Origin of the sequence: Paenibacillus hodogayensis (genome assembly GCF_039536325.1) — a bacterium.
Classification (GTDB): Bacteria; Bacillota; Bacilli; order Paenibacillales; family NBRC-103111; genus Paenibacillus_AB; species Paenibacillus_AB hodogayensis.
Genome location: NZ_BAAAYO010000006.1, coordinates 260698 through 276217, shown reverse-complemented (window position 1 = coordinate 276217; position 15520 = coordinate 260698). Strand labels below are relative to the sequence as shown.

At 57.2% G+C, this 15520-nt stretch carries 10 protein-coding genes; 8 read left to right on the top strand and 2 right to left on the bottom strand.

Annotated features, from left to right (window positions below):
- Positions 1-231 precede the first annotated feature (231 nt).
- The 6 genes from ABD796_RS12370 (at position 232) to ABD796_RS12345 (ending at position 10976) form a co-directional block, all read left to right on the top strand.
- Positions 232-1935, top strand: a complete 1704-nt coding sequence (locus ABD796_RS12370) for a type 2 periplasmic-binding domain-containing protein (protein WP_344908125.1) — start codon at positions 232-234, stop codon at positions 1933-1935.
- 131 nt (positions 1936-2066) lie between these two features.
- Positions 2067-2999 carry an ABC transporter permease gene (locus ABD796_RS12365; RefSeq protein WP_379120376.1) on the top strand — a complete coding sequence of 311 codons (933 nt, stop codon included), beginning with the start codon at positions 2067-2069 and terminating at the stop codon, positions 2997-2999.
- A 14-nt stretch (positions 3000-3013) separates the two neighbouring features.
- Positions 3014-3895, top strand: coding sequence for a carbohydrate ABC transporter permease (locus ABD796_RS12360; protein ID WP_379119984.1), 882 nt, complete (start codon positions 3014-3016; stop codon positions 3893-3895).
- A 91-nt stretch (positions 3896-3986) separates the two neighbouring features.
- Positions 3987-5753 carry a sensor histidine kinase gene (locus ABD796_RS12355; protein WP_344908122.1) on the top strand — a complete coding sequence of 589 codons (1767 nt, stop codon included), beginning with the start codon at positions 3987-3989 and terminating at the stop codon, positions 5751-5753.
- Between the two features lie 167 nt (positions 5754-5920).
- On the top strand, positions 5921-9124 hold the full coding sequence (locus ABD796_RS12350; protein WP_344908119.1) for a glycosyl hydrolase: 3204 nt from the start codon (positions 5921-5923) through the stop codon (positions 9122-9124).
- Between the two features lie 166 nt (positions 9125-9290).
- Positions 9291-10976, top strand: coding sequence for a response regulator (locus ABD796_RS12345; protein WP_344908116.1), 1686 nt, complete (start codon positions 9291-9293; stop codon positions 10974-10976).
- Positions 10977-11251: 275 nt separating this feature from the next.
- Here ABD796_RS12345 and ABD796_RS12340 read toward each other — a convergent pair whose 3' ends face one another.
- Positions 11252-12490, bottom strand: coding sequence for an ABC transporter substrate-binding protein (locus ABD796_RS12340; protein WP_344908114.1), 1239 nt, complete (start codon positions 12488-12490; stop codon positions 11252-11254).
- 22 nt (positions 12491-12512) lie between these two features.
- Positions 12513-13595, bottom strand: a complete 1083-nt coding sequence (locus tag ABD796_RS12335) for a phage baseplate protein (protein WP_344908110.1) — start codon at positions 13593-13595, stop codon at positions 12513-12515.
- Positions 13596-13871: 276 nt separating this feature from the next.
- Here ABD796_RS12335 and ABD796_RS12330 point away from each other — a divergent pair, with 276 nt between their 5' ends.
- Positions 13872-14906, top strand: a complete 1035-nt coding sequence (locus tag ABD796_RS12330; protein WP_344908107.1) for an NAD(P)/FAD-dependent oxidoreductase — start codon at positions 13872-13874, stop codon at positions 14904-14906.
- A 175-nt stretch (positions 14907-15081) separates the two neighbouring features.
- Complete coding sequence (locus tag ABD796_RS12325) at positions 15082-15513, top strand: DUF6526 family protein (protein WP_344908104.1); 432 nt, start codon at positions 15082-15084, stop codon at positions 15511-15513.
- Positions 15514-15520 lie beyond the last annotated feature (7 nt).

Genomic DNA, 15520 nt, shown 5'->3' with positions numbered 1-15520 from the left:
GAAGCCCTGTGTGAACAAGTTAACGGATTGCCTCCCATGTAAGAAATTTACCGTAGTTATCATTTCGCCCCATTGACTATACTTGAAGCAGGATCAGGTCAAGGTTCTGCCACGCTATCCGGCTTCGATGCGCAGCGGGCGCCCGCCCATTGAAGATGAGTAGGATAGGTGCCGACTTTGTACAGGAATGCCTCTCGCCAACATTCATCATGTACTCTAGGGGGATACCAGATGCACGGTATACGCAAAACCGCTTCCGTACTCGCGATCGCAATGACAGCTTTAGCCGCCCTTTCGGCTTGTTCGGGCAATTCCGCACCGGAGTCGGCCGCCGGCTTTAATCCGGACGCGGGAAAAGGGGCAGGTCCGGGGCAGGTCGCCGGTTCGGGGACGATTGCCAAGTACGATCCGCCCGTCACGGTTACGACGGTCCGCGCCCAAGCGGACGTCACGACTTTCCAGGCCGGGGACACCCTCGATAGCAACCTATGGACGAAATTTTTGCAGGATACGTACGGCTTTCAGCTCAAGAACGTATGGGTGACGGATTCTTCCGGGTATACGGACCGGCTGAACGTGACGATCGCCTCCGGCGACCTGCCCGATTTCTTCAAAGTCAACTCCACGCAGCTCAAGCAGCTGGTGGAAGCCGGCTCGCTTGCAGATTTGACGGACGTTTACGGGAAATATGCTTCGCCGATGCTCAAGAGCAAGCTGAACGAGGATAACGGCATTACGCTCAAGGCTTCGACGTTCGACGGCAAGCTGATGGCGCTGCCGTATGTGACCGCCACGATGGACGGCGCCGGCATGCTGTGGATCCGCAAAGACTGGCTGGACAATCTCGGCTTGTCCGCACCGAAGACGATGGATGACGTACTCGCCATCGCCAAAGCGTTCAAAAACAACGATCCGGACAAAAACGGCAAGAACGATACGGTCGGTCTCGGCGTAAACGGGTCGAACGGCGCAAGCGGCATCTTTACCGGATTCGGCGGGCTTAACTTCTTCCTGAACGGCTACCACGCCTATGGAAAAATGTGGATCGAGGACCCGCGCGACAAAAGCAAGCTCGTCTACGGAGCGGTCCAGCCGGAAGCGAAGCAGGCGCTCGGCAAGCTTCAGGAGATGTTCAAGGCCGGGGAAATCGACAAGGAGTTTTCCGTTAAAACGCTTTCTCAGCTGACCGATGACATCGTCGGCGGAAAAGTCGGCATGGTGTACGGCATCATGGCGAATCCGATCAACTATTTCAGCAAATCGGTCGCCAAAGATCCGAAAGCGAAATGGGAAATGTTCGAGGTGCCTTCGATCGACGGCACGCCGGCCAAGACGCAGATCAGCTCGGGAATCGGCACGTTCTGGGTCGCCAGCAAAAAGAGCAAGTACCCCGACGCCCTCGTCAAGACAATGGACTCGTTCGTGCAGAAGCTGTATGGCGACAAGGCCGAATTCAAGTATATGTACGACGGCCCGAACAAGGAGCATGCTACGTTTAAATATATGGACGTGCAGGCGTGGGGCGCCAGAAAAAACCTGGACGCGTTTCTGGCGGTCAACCAGGCGCTCAAATCGGGCGATACGAGCAAGCTGAATCCGGAGCAGAGCGGCTATTACGACCAAGTCAAGAAGTATATGGGCGGGGACGCCTCGCAATGGGGAACGTATAAAGTGTTCGGACCGGAAGGCTCGCTCAGTCTGACCGAGAAAATCGTCAAGAATAATTCCATGTACCCGGATCAATATTTCAGCATCCCGACCGACCTGATGGTGCAGCGGTCAAGCACATTGTCCGATCTGCTGAACGAGACGTACATGAAAATCATTCTGGGCGATCCGCTCGACACGTTCGACGCCATGGTTCAGAAATGGAACCAGCTCGGCGGGGAACAGATGACGAAGCAGGTCAACGAATGGAAAGCGAAGCAAAAATGATCGGTGCGCGCATAACGCTCGCAAGGAACGGGCCGGGCTCCAGCAGCTACGGCTTCGTTCCCGCCTAATTCGCGCGCGTTTCGCGCTGCCCGATCAACATCAACGCTGCGAGGTAGATGCCGATGAACGCGATGTCCGAACGACTCCAGAGCGGTCCGGTGCCGCGGAACAGCCGCAAACGAAAACTATTGTGGTCGCTGCACCTCATGATGATACCGGGCATCCTGCTCGTTCTGGTTTATGATTATGCGCCGATGCTTGGGCTCGTAATGGCGTTTCAAAACTTCAAACCGGCGTTCGGTTTTTTTCGCTCCGAATGGGTAGGGTTGGACAACTTCCGTTACATGATGGAGCTGCCGAACATATACCAGGTCGTGTGGAACACGCTATTCATCGCCACGATGAAGGTGGTCGCCGGGCTGGCCGTTCCGGTGCTGATCGCCCTGCTCCTGAACGAAATCCGCGTCGGCGCCGTAAAGCGGGGCGTCCAGACGCTGATTTATTTGCCGCATTTCTTGTCATGGATCATTCTGGGCGGCATTTTGATCGATATTTTGTCCCCGTCCAAAGGAATCGTCAACCAGATGCTGCAAGGGCTCGGCTTCGAGCCGGTGTTCTTTCTGGGCGAACAGAAGCTGTTCCCCTACGTGCTCGTAACGACCGACCTATGGAAGGAATTCGGCTTCTCCACGATCGTCTACTTGGCTGCGCTTACAGGGATAAATCCCAGCTTGTACGAGGCGGCCGTTATCGACGGCGCGAGCCGTCTGAGACAGGCGTGGCATATTTCGCTGCCGGGAATGGCCCCGATCGTCATCCTGCTCGCTACGCTTAGCTTGGGGCAAATATTGAACGCCGGCTTCGATCAGATTTTCAACTTGTACAGTCCTCCGGTGTACAAAACCGGGGACATCATCGATACGCTTGTCTATCGGATGGGCTTGCAGCAGGCGCAATATTCGCTGTCGACGGCGGTCGGCGTGTTCAAGTCGGTCGTCTCGTTCGCGCTTATCTCTACGTCCTATTATTTGGCTTACCGCTTCGCCAACTACCGAATCTTCTGAAGGAGTGATCCCGATTGGTACAAGACCGCACTATGATCGGGCGCACTTTCGATCTGCTTAATTATGCGTTTCTTATCGGACTATCCCTGCTTTGTATCTTTCCACTCATTCATGTGCTGGCAATCTCGTTCAGCAGCAGCTTATCTGTAGGGGAAGTCGTACTGTGGCCGGTCGATTTTACGGCAGACGCCTACCGGTTCGTGCTCGGCAAGCCGGACTTTCTGACCTCGCTCGGCGTGACGCTGCAGCGGGTGGCGATAGGCGTTCCGTTCAACATGGCGATGGTTGTGCTGCTCGCTTACCCGTTGTCGAGGGACAATAAGGCGTTTCGCTCCCGGACGTTTTACGCCTGGTTTCTCGTGTTCACGATTTTGTTTAACGGCGGGCTCGTTCCGAACTATATGGCCGTCCGGTATACGGGCTTGCTCGACTCGATTTGGGCGCTTATTTTGCCGAAAGCCGTGCCGGTGTTCAATGTCGTGCTGCTGCTCAACTTTTTCCGCAACCTGCCGAAGGAGCTGGATGAAGCCGCTTTAATGGATGGTGCGGGCCATTGGAATATCCTGACCCGCATTTATTTGCCGCTGTCGCTGCCCGCGCTTGCCACGATTACGCTGTTCACGACGGTAGGGCATTGGAATGCATGGTTCGACGGCATGCTGTATATGAATTCGCCGGGTCATTTCCCGCTGCAAACGTATTTGCGCACGATCGTCATCGATCTCGATTTCACCTCGCTCGGGTCCGAGGATATTCTGAACCAGATGGACAGAATATCCGAACGGACGACGCGGGCGGCGCAAATTTTTCTCGGCGCTTTGCCTGTGCTTGTCGTGTATCCGTTCCTGCAGCGGTATTTCATGAAGGGCATCGTACTCGGCAGCGTCAAAGGATAATGTCAGCATATGGAATGTCGCGATGTCCTGCCGGTATGGCAGGACATCGTTGGCGTTGCGTCGAAACCGTGACAGCAGGAGGGAGACGTGCATGAGCCGTTCGTTTAACGTTTTCGGGATTTACTGGAAGCTGCTTCTCTCATTCCTGGTCGTCATTATACCGTTTGGCGCGATCAGCCTGAAGATGAACGAATACGGGGAGCGGAATGTCAAGAAAGAAATCGAGGATTCGATTCAATCCCGGGTTTCGTTCTACGGTTTGCTGCTGGAAAACGAGTTTTCGCGTATTGTCGGCATGCAGGAGGAGTATGTCAACGATCGGCCGCTGCTGAAGATGGGCATCGCGGACCCGTACATGAGCGATATCGAACGGCACGATGTGATCGTAGCGATCCACGAGCGGCTGGAGCGGATGATCAACTCCAGCTCCTATCTGGCCGGAGCGGACGCTTACCTCCCTTCGATAGGGCGGAAAATATCGGGCTCCGGCACGATGTACGGCGCGATTCCCGATGCGGAATACAACGCGCTGAAGGCAATCGAGGACCGTTACAAAAACCCGTTCGTCTATTGGCAGAATCGTCTGTTCCTCAGCTTCCCCTACTCCAATATGGCGCTTATCGGCGGACAGGAGCCATTGTTTCTGATCGGCGCGGAAATCGACCAAGGGCAGCTGAAGCAGGTGCTGGACCGCTTCGCGATCGGCGGCAGCGGCGGCTCGATGATCGTCGGTCCGGACGGCAGCTGGTCGGTCGCCAGCGACAGCGCGCTTATTCCATGGCCGGCAATCCAGCCGCTGCTTGGCGAATGGCCCCGGCATCGCTCCGCCTTCGTGAAGGAGGCCGACATTCAGGGCAAGACGTACTGGATCGCCGCCGAGAAGTCCCCGTCGCTTGGGATCACCCTGCTGTCGTATATGCCGGCATCGGACATCGTCGGTTCGCTGTCATTTTACCGGACGGTCTACTGGATATTGTGCGGGCTGTTTCTGCTCGTCGTCGCCGTGTTCGCCTACGGCATCTTCCTGCAGATTCACCAGCCGATGCGGCGCCTGATGCGGGCGTTCCACCGGGTGGAAAGCGGCAATTGGCATACTGCGCTGACTCACAGGCGGCGGGACGAGTTCGGTTATTTGTATGTCCAATTCAATTCGATGGTCGCCAAAATCGACGAGCTGATCCACGAGGTGTACGAGCAGAAGTTCCGCGCCAACTTGTCGGAGCTGCGCCAGCTCCAGTCGCAGATCAATCCCCATTTCCTGTACAACAGCTTCTATAATTTGTACCGGATGGCCCGCAACGAAGAGACCGAAAACGTCTCCGCGTTCTCCAAGCATTTGGGCGATTACTTTTATTTCATTACGCGCACGCGGGAGGACGATATTCCTCTGGAAGAGGAGGCGGGCTTCGCCCGAAACTATGTGGACATCCAGACGTTCCGCTTTATGGACCGCATTGCGGTGAGGTTCGATCCCGTCCCCGAAAGCGTTCGCGCGCTGCCCGTGCCGAAGCTGACGATCCAGCCGCTCATCGAGAACGCCTATCAGCACGGTTTGCGCAATACGGTCAGCGATGGAAGGCTGGAAGTCCGGTTCGAGCTGGAGGGAGGCAAACTAGCCGTCGTCGTGGAGGATAACGGGGAAGGGATCGGCGACGAACAGCATGCGGAGCTGCTGCGGAAATTGAAGTCGACCAGTCCAGATATGGAGACGACCGGTCTCGTCAATGTGCATCGCCGTATTCAGCTGAAGCATGGCAATGACAGCGGGATTGCGGTCATCCGTACCGAACGGGGCGTTCAGGTGAGGCTGTCGATCCCGCTGGATGGACGGCTGCCGGATGGGGAAGGGACGGAGTAGGGGAATATTCTAACATCGTTTGCAATCCGTTAACTTGTTGCGGCTAAACCGTTGCGCGCGCCCGCAGGGCGTTTATAATGAACGCATGAAGCATGCTTGCCGCATGTTTCCACGACAAGTAGAACGAGCAGGGAGCGATCTGCTTCTTGTTCGGATGGAGGTTAGCTATGAACGCGATGGAATCCCGCATGTTCGCCGACCCGCCGGCGGCTTACCGCACCGCTCCGCTATGGGTCTGGAACGACGATATGAACGCAGAGCGCATTCGCCTGCAGCTGGGGGAGCTGAAACGGGCCGGATTCGGCGGCGCCTTCGTGCATCCGCGTCCGGGGTTGATTACCCCCTACTTGAGCGCCGAATGGTTCGCGTTATGGGCCGAGGCGCTGGACGAGGCGGAACGGCTCGACTTGAAGCTGTACATTTATGACGAAAACTCGTATCCTTCCGGCTTCGCCGGCGGGCACGTCCCGTCCGAGCTGCCCGATTGCTTGGCGAACGCGGTCATGATGCGTGAGCTGGAACACGGCGAGCTGGCTTCGGTGCTTCCGGTCGCTTCCGGCATGCTGAACCGTCCCGGCCATCCGATCCGCGTATTCGCGATCGAGCACACGTCGGAGACTGTGGGGGAGAAGCCGGTCGTTCGCGACGTGACGAGCCTGCCTTTTGCCGAATGGGCCTCCTGCGGCCAGCGGTTTCTGGTGTTCACGCTCGGCACGCCGGAGACGAATTCGTGGTTGGGCGGCTTCGCCTACACCGATCTGTTGCGTCCGGAGGTGACCCGGCTGTTCCTGCACAATACGTACGAAGCTTACCGGGAGCGATTCGGCGACAAGTTCGGCGAGCGCATTCCGGCGATCTTCACCGACGAGCCGGAAATATCGCCGGGCAACCTGTTCCAGCAGAAGGGCTCGCATTTTTTGCCGTTCAGCTATTGGTTCGCCGGCCAGTTCGAGGAACGAAACGGGTACGACCTGAAAGATTATTTGCCCTGCCTGTTCATGGACGCGACGACCGGAGCTTCGGGCCGGGATCCGCGCAAGGTGCGCTACGACTATTACGATACGATTCGCGAGCTTTGGGTGCAAAATTTCGTGCGTCCGGTCTCCGAATGGTGCGAAGCGAACCGGATTGCCTGGACCGGGCATTACTTGGAGCATAACTGGCCATATCCGTGGGGACGCACATCCCCGTCGGTCATGTCGCTGTACGAATATATGCAATGGCCGGCGATCGACATGCTGCGCACGAATCTGCTCATCCAGGAAGGGCAGGAAGGCATGGAACCGTTGATGCTGACGATTCGCGAGGCGCACAGCGCGGCCAACCAGTTCGACCGGGAGCGCGTCTTATGCGAGGCTTACGGAGCAGGGGGCTGGGACTCCGATTTCAAAGACTACAAGCGGATCGGAGACTGGCTGTTCGTGCACGGGATCAACTTTCTGAACCAGCATCTGACGTTCTCAACGATCGTCGGGGCGCGCAAGCGGGACCACCCGCAATCGTTCGACTGGCGGCAGTCGTGGTGGGAAGAATACGGCGGAATGAACGGCTATTTCGGCCGGCTGTCGTACGCACTGTCCCGGGGGCAGACGCGAAATCGGATTTTGCTGCTTAACCCGTGCGCTTCCGGCTATTTGGAGACGCCAGGTGCACAGAATGGAGGATTGGCTCAGCGCGGCAACCCGCCTCAACACCCGGATATGAGGCTCTACTTGCAGACGGTGCAGCGTCTGTGCGACAGGCAGCGGAATTACGATTTCGGCGACGAGTCCATTATGGAGCGGCACGGCCGCGCCGATGCCGGGAGGCTTGCGGTCGGGGCGCGCAGCTACGACGTCGTCATTTATCCCGACAGCATGGCCACGATGAAGGCGTCCACGCTCAAGCTGCTGGAGCGTTATTTGCAATCCGGCGGTACGGTGCTGGCGATGGGTGAGCCGAGCGGGCGGATCGACGGGGAAGCGAGCCCCGAAGCGGCACGGTTGTCCGCTTATGCGAGTTGGATTCGCGTCGACGGTATCGACGATTTGCTCAGTCATCTGGATCGGCTGCTTCCTGCGGATATCGCCTGGACCGAGCCGGAACGGATTCCGGAAGGGGTTCATCATCTTCGCCGGATCATGCCGGACGGCAGCTCGCTCTATTTTATCGCCAACAGCAGCCCGCAAGCCGTCTCCTCGACGTTAACGATCGAAGCCGGACATGTCGAGACGCTCTGTCCTTGGGCAGGCACGATCGAACCGGCGGCTTATCGGCGACGCAAGGGAGGCCGGGTAGAGCTGGACGTCGAGCTTCCCCGCGAAGGGTCGCTGCTGCTCCGCGTCTGCGGCGCGGAGCGGGCCGATGGAGTCGATCCGGACGAAGCAGAGCCCCCGCTCGGTGCCGCCGTCGTGCGGAAAACGCAAGTTCCGCTCGTCCATGGGGAAACCGCCGCGATGCTGGAAAAGGACAATACGCTTGTCCTCGATTATTGCGATCTGCGGGTTGGCTCTAAGCAATTTGCCGGCATAAACGTCATCTATGCGCAAAAATACGTCTACGAAGCGCACGGCTTCGATATGAATCCGTGGGACAACGGCGTCCAGTTCAAGCGGCGGCTGCTTGACCGCAACGCGTTCTCCCCGCAGAGCGGCTTCGAGGCTTCATTCCGCTTCCGCGTCGGTCCTGGCGGACGGCCCGACCGACTGCTGCTGTGGGTGGAACGAGCTTTCTCCTACGAGCTGAAGGTCAACGGGAGGCAGGTGTCGTGGTCCGAGGAGCGCTCGGAACTGGATCATCATTTGCAGGCTGCCGACCTGGCGGCGTTCGTCGTCGAAGGGGACAACGTCATCGAGCTGAAGGCTAGCCCGTTCGACATTCATCTGGAGCTGGAGCCGGTGATGCTGACCGGCGCTTTCTCCGTAGGCGAGGCGGAGGGGCAGTGGATGATCGGTAAGCCGTCGCCGCTAACGGTCGGCTCTTGGAAGAAGCAAGGCTTTCCATTCTACGGTCATGGCGCGCTTTACGAAAATCAGGTGCGAATCGACGATTTGAGCAAACGGTACACGGTCAGGCTGCCGGGCTGGAGCGGAACGGTGGCGTCGCTGCGCGTCAACGGAGTCGCCGTCGGATTGTTCGGCGCCGGACAAGGCGAGGAGCTGGACATGACATCGGCACTGACGGAGGGCGCGAATACGATTCAGGTGCGCGTAAGCGGCAGCTTCAAAAACGTGTTCGGCCCGTTCCACGATCCGAACCGGCCGCGAAAAACGGCGTGGCCGGCCAATTGGAAACGGTCGCCGCTGTACGGTCCGCCGCCAGCGTCCGAATACGATCTGCTCGACAGCGGTTTGCTGGAGCCGTTCGTTGTGGAAGCTTGGCAAAGCAGCTGAAAAAGCGAATTTAACCGCGGAGCAGTCTTGCCGGGAGAGGCGTTAGCTTGGTGAGCGACGCCGCAGCGGGGCCCCGGCAGGATGCGCGTTCCCGGTTGCGGATGTCGTTAGCGGGGAAGAGGAATAGTCGGAAAGGGTTTTGAATCACGAGACGGAGGGTCGAGCTATGTACAACCTGCTTATTGTCGACGACGAGCCCCGGATCGTCAATGGCTTGTACGAGCAGTTTCTCGATTGGAAACAGGAGGAACTGAGCGTGTTTCGCGCTTACTCGGCTGCGGAGGCTTTGCGCATTGCGGCCTCGTACAAGATGGATATTGTGCTTACCGACATCCAGATGCCGGGCATGAACGGCATCGAGCTGCAGCGCAAAGTGCTCGAGCTGTGGCCGAGATGCAAGGTGCTCTTTTTAAGCGGATACAGCCATTTCGACTACGTGCAGTCCGCCATGCGCGAGGGCGGCATGGATTATATCCTCAAGGTGGAGGGAGACGAGCAGGTGCTGGCGGCTGTAGGCAAGGCGATCGTCCGGCTGCAGGAGGAGCGGATGTCCGAGCAGTTTATTCACAAAGCCCGCCAGCAGCTGCAAGCATCCAGACCGCTCATGCAAAAAGAATATTTGACGAGTCTGCTGCTCGGCGAACTGTCGAGCAAGTGGCTGGAGCAGAGCCGGTTCGACGAGCTGGAAATTCCGCTTTCCACAGACGAGGACGCGCTGCTCGTATACGGTCGTCTCGATCGGTGGCCGAACTATGTGCTTCCGACCGAAAAGTCGCTGCTGATGTACGCCGTACAAAACATTGCCTCCGAATATTTGAGCCCGCTGCGTGTCATCTCGTTCATGGTTAAGCCGTCTTATACGGTCTGGCTCATTCAGCCGGCCCCTCTGGCCGGGAGAGAGCTTGCGGCGTCGGACTGGGAGCAGTGCCTGGCCTTCGTCAGGGGCACGATGTCCGACATTCAGGAAGCGTGCAAAACGATGCTGAAGCTTCCCGTTTCGTTCGCTTTAAGCGGGATGCCTTGTACCTGGCGTTCGGCTGCGGTCCAGTTTATGCGGTTGGAGCAGCTGTTCCAGCAAGGATTCGGGCACGACCAGGAAATGCTGTTGTCCGATGCGCGGCTGCGCGAGCCCGCCGATCCGGATATGACCGTACACGGAATGACGAAGCAGGACATCGCCCTCCGGTTGCGAACGGTCAAGCAGTTGGAGACATATTTGCTCGGAGGACAGCAGGAAGAATTTCTCGAACAGTACGACGCGATTGCCGAAACGGCCCGCCTTATACAGGATTACGCCTCTTTTTATCCGTTCCTGGTGGAGATCGAGAACAATCTCGCCTCGATGATGCTTTCCTACATGAACCAGTGGGGGTTTTGGGACGCGGTCTCGTCGCTTGTCGATACGAACCCGCTGCTCGCGCGGCGGGGCGTCTTCGAATCGTGGGGCGATGCGGAAGCGTATTACCGCGGGCTGGCCGTCGTGCTGTTCACGCTCAAGACGGACGGGCAAATCGACCGGACGCAAAAAATATTGACAACGGTCAATCAATATATCGAGCAGCATCTAGCCAGAGATTTGTCGCTGGAAGCGCTGGCCGACCATGTGTACCTGCACCCGAATTATTTATCGCGGCTGTACAAGCAGATTGCAGGAACGCGGATTTCCGATCATATCAAGGAAAAGCGGCTGCAAAAGGCCAAGGAACTGCTCGCCAATCCGCGCCTGAAAATCCAGGAGGTGGCCACAAGCGTAGGCTTTGAATCGGCGCACTATTTTACGAAGGTGTTCAAGAAGGAGCTGCACATGACGCCGCAGGAGTTCCGCGAGCGGCAGCAGGACGAGAAAATTTGACGAACGGCCGAGTCCGTACGCTGAGGCCGCAAAGGAGAGATGGCAGCATGGAACGGCAAGGCGGGCTGAACCGGACGGCGCAATGGGCATGGGGCGGGACGGAGATCAGCCCCCGAACGAATGGCGCTGCTTGCGCACAACGTTCGCTGCTCCGGCAGATGGCTGGAGCGAAGCGCAGCAGGCCATTTTTGCCGGTCGCACAGGCAATGCGCAGCCATCCATACTACAAACCCGCCGCCGTCCGGCCTGGCGGGTTTGCTCTATGGTTGCCAAGGTCAAGGAGAACCGTCCACAACCTTCTGCAGCTCTTCCTGCATTTCGCGCTGCGACGTATTGATATCTCCGCCGTTCTTGTTCAATTCTCTGATTTTCTTGTTGAATAGGGCGTTTCCTTGCGTATCGAAAGCGCCGGGCACGTACAGCGATTGTTTGGGCGCTTTGACGGCGTTTATATTTTTTTTGGCGAATTCCGGGTTCATGTAGCCGTCTTCGATCGCTTTCGTATTGTCTTTACTGAGAATGGCGTCGATCAGCCGAATTGTCTCGTCTTTGTGCTCGCTGGTCGAAGCCACCATGTAGACGCCGTTGATCGGCGGGGCGCTGTTCGGCGTTTCTTCGAAAACCGGGAACGTCACGATATCCCAGTTCGGCAGCGTGTCCTTCTGTCGGGTGGCCTCCTCGATGAGGACGCCGACGTGTCCGGCGAACATCGCTACGTTTTTATCCTTCATAAAGGCGTCGACGTTGCCGAGCGGATCTTTTCCGATCACATTGTACGCTTTTTGATAAATGTGAAATATTTTTCCGAATAACGGATTCGACAAATCGACCTTTCTTTGCTTGTTCTGATAGTGGAGCGCCGATTGTTCGTACATGTATTGCGACGTACCCAGCCCGAGGCCGGTGTAGGCGGTTCCGCCATCCACCCGCTGAACGCGCTTGGCCAGCTCCACGACTTCGTCCCATGTCATATTGTCCTTCGGATAAGGCACGGCAAATTTATCGAAAATGTCTTTGTTGAACACGAGGGCATGGTACGCGTAGGGGAAATTGGCTTTATCGGGAACGGCATACAGCTTGCCGTCGCCGGTCAGCAGCCGGATAGCTTCCACATGTTCGGGAAGGAACCGGCCCATGTCGAACTGGTGCGTTTGAAGCAAGCCGGTCATGTCCGAGGTCAATTTCAACCGGACCGCTTCGAAAAACACTTTGGTCGTAATGTTCATCAGGTCGAACTTTACGCCGGACATCAGCAGGTTTTCCAGTCCTTGATTGAGACTGTAAAATTCAAACGAAACATGGGGCAATTTGGCTTTGACGATCGGGTTGTTCACCCGGTCGTTAAACGAATCTTCCCTACCCGTCCACAACACTTTCAGCGTTACCGGTTCGGGCGGTTTGGCTTCTGCCGTCCTGCCGGCGCTTCCGGAAGGGGCGGGCGCTTCGCCGCCGCAGGCTGCGAGCAGCGTGCCGATCAGCAGGGCGGTCGATACGAGTATCGCTACTTTCTTCAATTCGCTATCTCTCCTTCGGGATTCATGATGGGATGAACGAGTTTTTAAAGAATATCGTCGCCTTCCGTCCGCCCGCCGAGCCCGAGGCGAATCCGAAGCAGAGCCGGCCCGTACTTTCGCTGCTCGGATCGGTCAGATGAACCGCCAGCCCTTCAGGCTCCCTGTAAGTCAAAGACCCTCCGGCCTGCGTCAAGAAACGGTCGACCTGAGTTCCCGTATTGATATCCACTGTCGTTAAGTAGGTGTTGCCGGGGGAAGGATTGGAGGTGCCGTAGGCGGTTCCGTCCAGCAAATACAAGTAGCTTCCGTAGGCGCAATAGCCTTGAAAGACGCCCAAGGTGGAAGGCTGGTAGACGGTGGCGATCGGGTTGCGGTTGCCTGCCTTGAACGATTCCAGATTGTACACGTCGAATCGCGGGGTACCCCCCGTCCCTCTGTAGCGGACGATCAAATTTCCATGATAATGATCGATACTGCACGTATAGCTGCTGTTCGTGCCCGGGACCGTATACTTTGCGAGCGAGGCATCGGTGTTGTATAACGTCGTGCCATTTGCAAAAGGAAACCGGCATATTTTCGTTCCCCAGCTGTTTGTTCCGTCGCTGACCCCGTCCGTTTCCGTCCATAAATAGGCGGAGCTGCCGGAAGGCTCCACGCCGATGGATACCCCGTGCCCAAAGCCCTTCAGCTGCATTTGGCCCTGGATCGACCCGCTCAGGCCGAGCTTCGTTACCGTCAAATCGCCTGCGGTCGCAGGGGAGCCGTACGTCAGCTGGATCGTGTAAAGCGCGCTGTTGCCGCTGTCGAATCCGAAAGACTGCAGCACGGTTACGCTGCCGAGCGGTACTTCGCGGAACAGCTCGCCGCCGGAGCCGCTTAAGGAAAAGCGGGGGCTGGTCGGAATGGGGCACGAACAGGCCGATGCCTTCTCGCTTCCGAAAGCCAGCGCGGGAAGGAGAGCCGCCGCCGTAACCCCGCCGCTTAATTGCAGAAACTTTCTGCGGCTGAAGCTTTTGCCCCCAATCGGGGCCATTTCGGTCTGTTTCGGCTTGGTTGCGCTTTCAATCCCCGTTTCGTCCATTTTTCCGGTCTCGTGCATGCTCATATAACTCCACCTCCAACAAGGATAGGTCGTGCACTTTTAGTTTAGGGAAAGGATACCGAACTTAATAGAATCAAAAAGTTAATATTGCTTGTAAAATATTAACTTATTTCGGATCGGGACTTTGGCGCCCGAGACTTCCCTTAGTTCATCTCGCCTCAGCTTCGATTTTGTGCAAGAAATCGGTTTTGTTTGTCCATTGCCAATGGGGGAGCGGTACGCTACAATATCGTTGAGAATAAGTATCATTATCAAATGAAAAAGGCAGGAGGAATGGCGTTGCCGGAACAAGCGGAATTGTACGATGTGACGATCATCGGCGGAGGTCCTGCGGGGATGTACGCCGCCTTTTACAGCGGCATGCGCGATATGAAGACGAAGCTGATCGAAGCGAGGGAAGAGCTCGGAGGACGGATGCTGATTTATCCGGAGAAAATGATCTGGGACGTGGGCGGGTTCGCCCCGATCGTATGCGAGCAGCTGATCGTCCAGCTCGACAAGCAGGCGCGGCTGTTCGATCCGACGCTCGTATTCGGCCAACAGATTACCGGCCTGGAACGGCAGCCGGACGGCACGTACGTCCTTGTGGCGGCAACGGGGGAGCGGCATTGGACGAGGACGATCATCCTCGCGCTTGGCCGGGGCATTCTGAAGATGGCCAAGCTGGAAATCGAGGGAGCGGAGCGCTACGAGGTATCGAATCTGCACTATACGGTGCAGGAGCTGGAGCCGTTCCGGGGCAAGCGGGTGCTGATCTCGGGAGGAGGCAATTCGGCGGTGGATTGGGCCAACGAGCTGGAGCCGATCGCCGCAAGCGTCACTGTCGTTCATCGCCGCGACCGGTTCGGCGGGCACGAGAAAAACATTCTCCGCATGAAGTCGTCCTCGGCGGCGGTGCTCACTCCGTACGCGTTGACCCATCTGCACAGCGATAACGGAGAGACGATCGGAAAGGTAACGATCAGCCATGTGGAAACGGGCGAAACCGATCAACTCGATGTCGATGCGGTCATCATCAACCACGGGTTGAAGAGCGATTTTACCGGCATCACCGAGTGGGGCCTGAATATGGACGAATGGAACGTATTCGCGGGCGGAAAGCTGGATACGAACATCCCCGGCATATTCGCCGCAGGCGACTTCGTCCATTATGCGAGCAAGGTGAACCTGATCGCCGGCGCCTTTACGGACGCGGTACTGGCCGTCAACAGCGCGAAACTGCACATGGATCCGGAGGCGCCCCGGGCGGCTTACGTCTCCTCGCATAACGAACGTTTCAAGGAAAGAAACCGGGCGCTCGGGGTGGTCGAGTAGCAAGCCCCTCCCGCTTCTGCTCGCGGACCGTTTTGGCGGCCGGGTGAAAAGCGACGACACGAACGAAACACCGGATAGTCCCGGTGTTTTTTTACGTTCATCGTCGGCGCGGCGACAGGACTTTGGAAATAATTATCGAATCCGTAATAGAATCTGATTAGAGGGGGGCTGAAACGTGAGCAAGTCCAAACCGCAAAGCTATGAGAGCCATGCACAGTTTACGCCGCTGTACCATTACATTTTGGCTCCGATATCGTTGCTGATGTTTGTGGGGGCCGTCATCTATTTGTTCCGGGAGCGATTCAGCTTTTTGGCGATTTTGGCGTTCGCGATTTCTCTATGTATTATGCTGCTGGTCGGGGTTGTCCGGCAATTTGCAACCCGGCTCCAGGACCGCAGCATTTTGCACGAAGAAAATTTCCGGCACTTCCGGCTGACCGGCAAGCCGCTCGATTCGCGGCTCACCCTGCCTCAAATCATCGCGCTTCGTTTTGCCGGGGAAGAGGAGTTCCTCCAGCTGTGCAAGAAGGCCGCCGAGACGGGGATGGAATCCAAGGAAATCAAGAAATCGATCAAGCAGTGGAGAGCGGATCATTACCGCGTGTAATTCGACG

Coding starts and splice junctions, on each gene's coding strand:
- ABD796_RS12370 (WP_344908125.1), top strand. CDS start 232: ATGCACGGTATACGCAAAACCGCTTCCGTACTCGCGATCGCAATGACA.
- ABD796_RS12365 (WP_379120376.1), top strand. CDS start 2,067: ATGTCCGAACGACTCCAGAGCGGTCCGGTGCCGCGGAACAGCCGCAAA.
- ABD796_RS12355 (WP_344908122.1), top strand. CDS start 3,987: ATGAGCCGTTCGTTTAACGTTTTCGGGATTTACTGGAAGCTGCTTCTC.
- ABD796_RS12350 (WP_344908119.1), top strand. CDS start 5,921: ATGAACGCGATGGAATCCCGCATGTTCGCCGACCCGCCGGCGGCTTAC.
- ABD796_RS12345 (WP_344908116.1), top strand. CDS start 9,291: ATGTACAACCTGCTTATTGTCGACGACGAGCCCCGGATCGTCAATGGC.
- ABD796_RS12335 (WP_344908110.1), bottom strand. CDS start 13,595: ATGAGCATGCACGAGACCGGAAAAATGGACGAAACGGGGATTGAAAGC.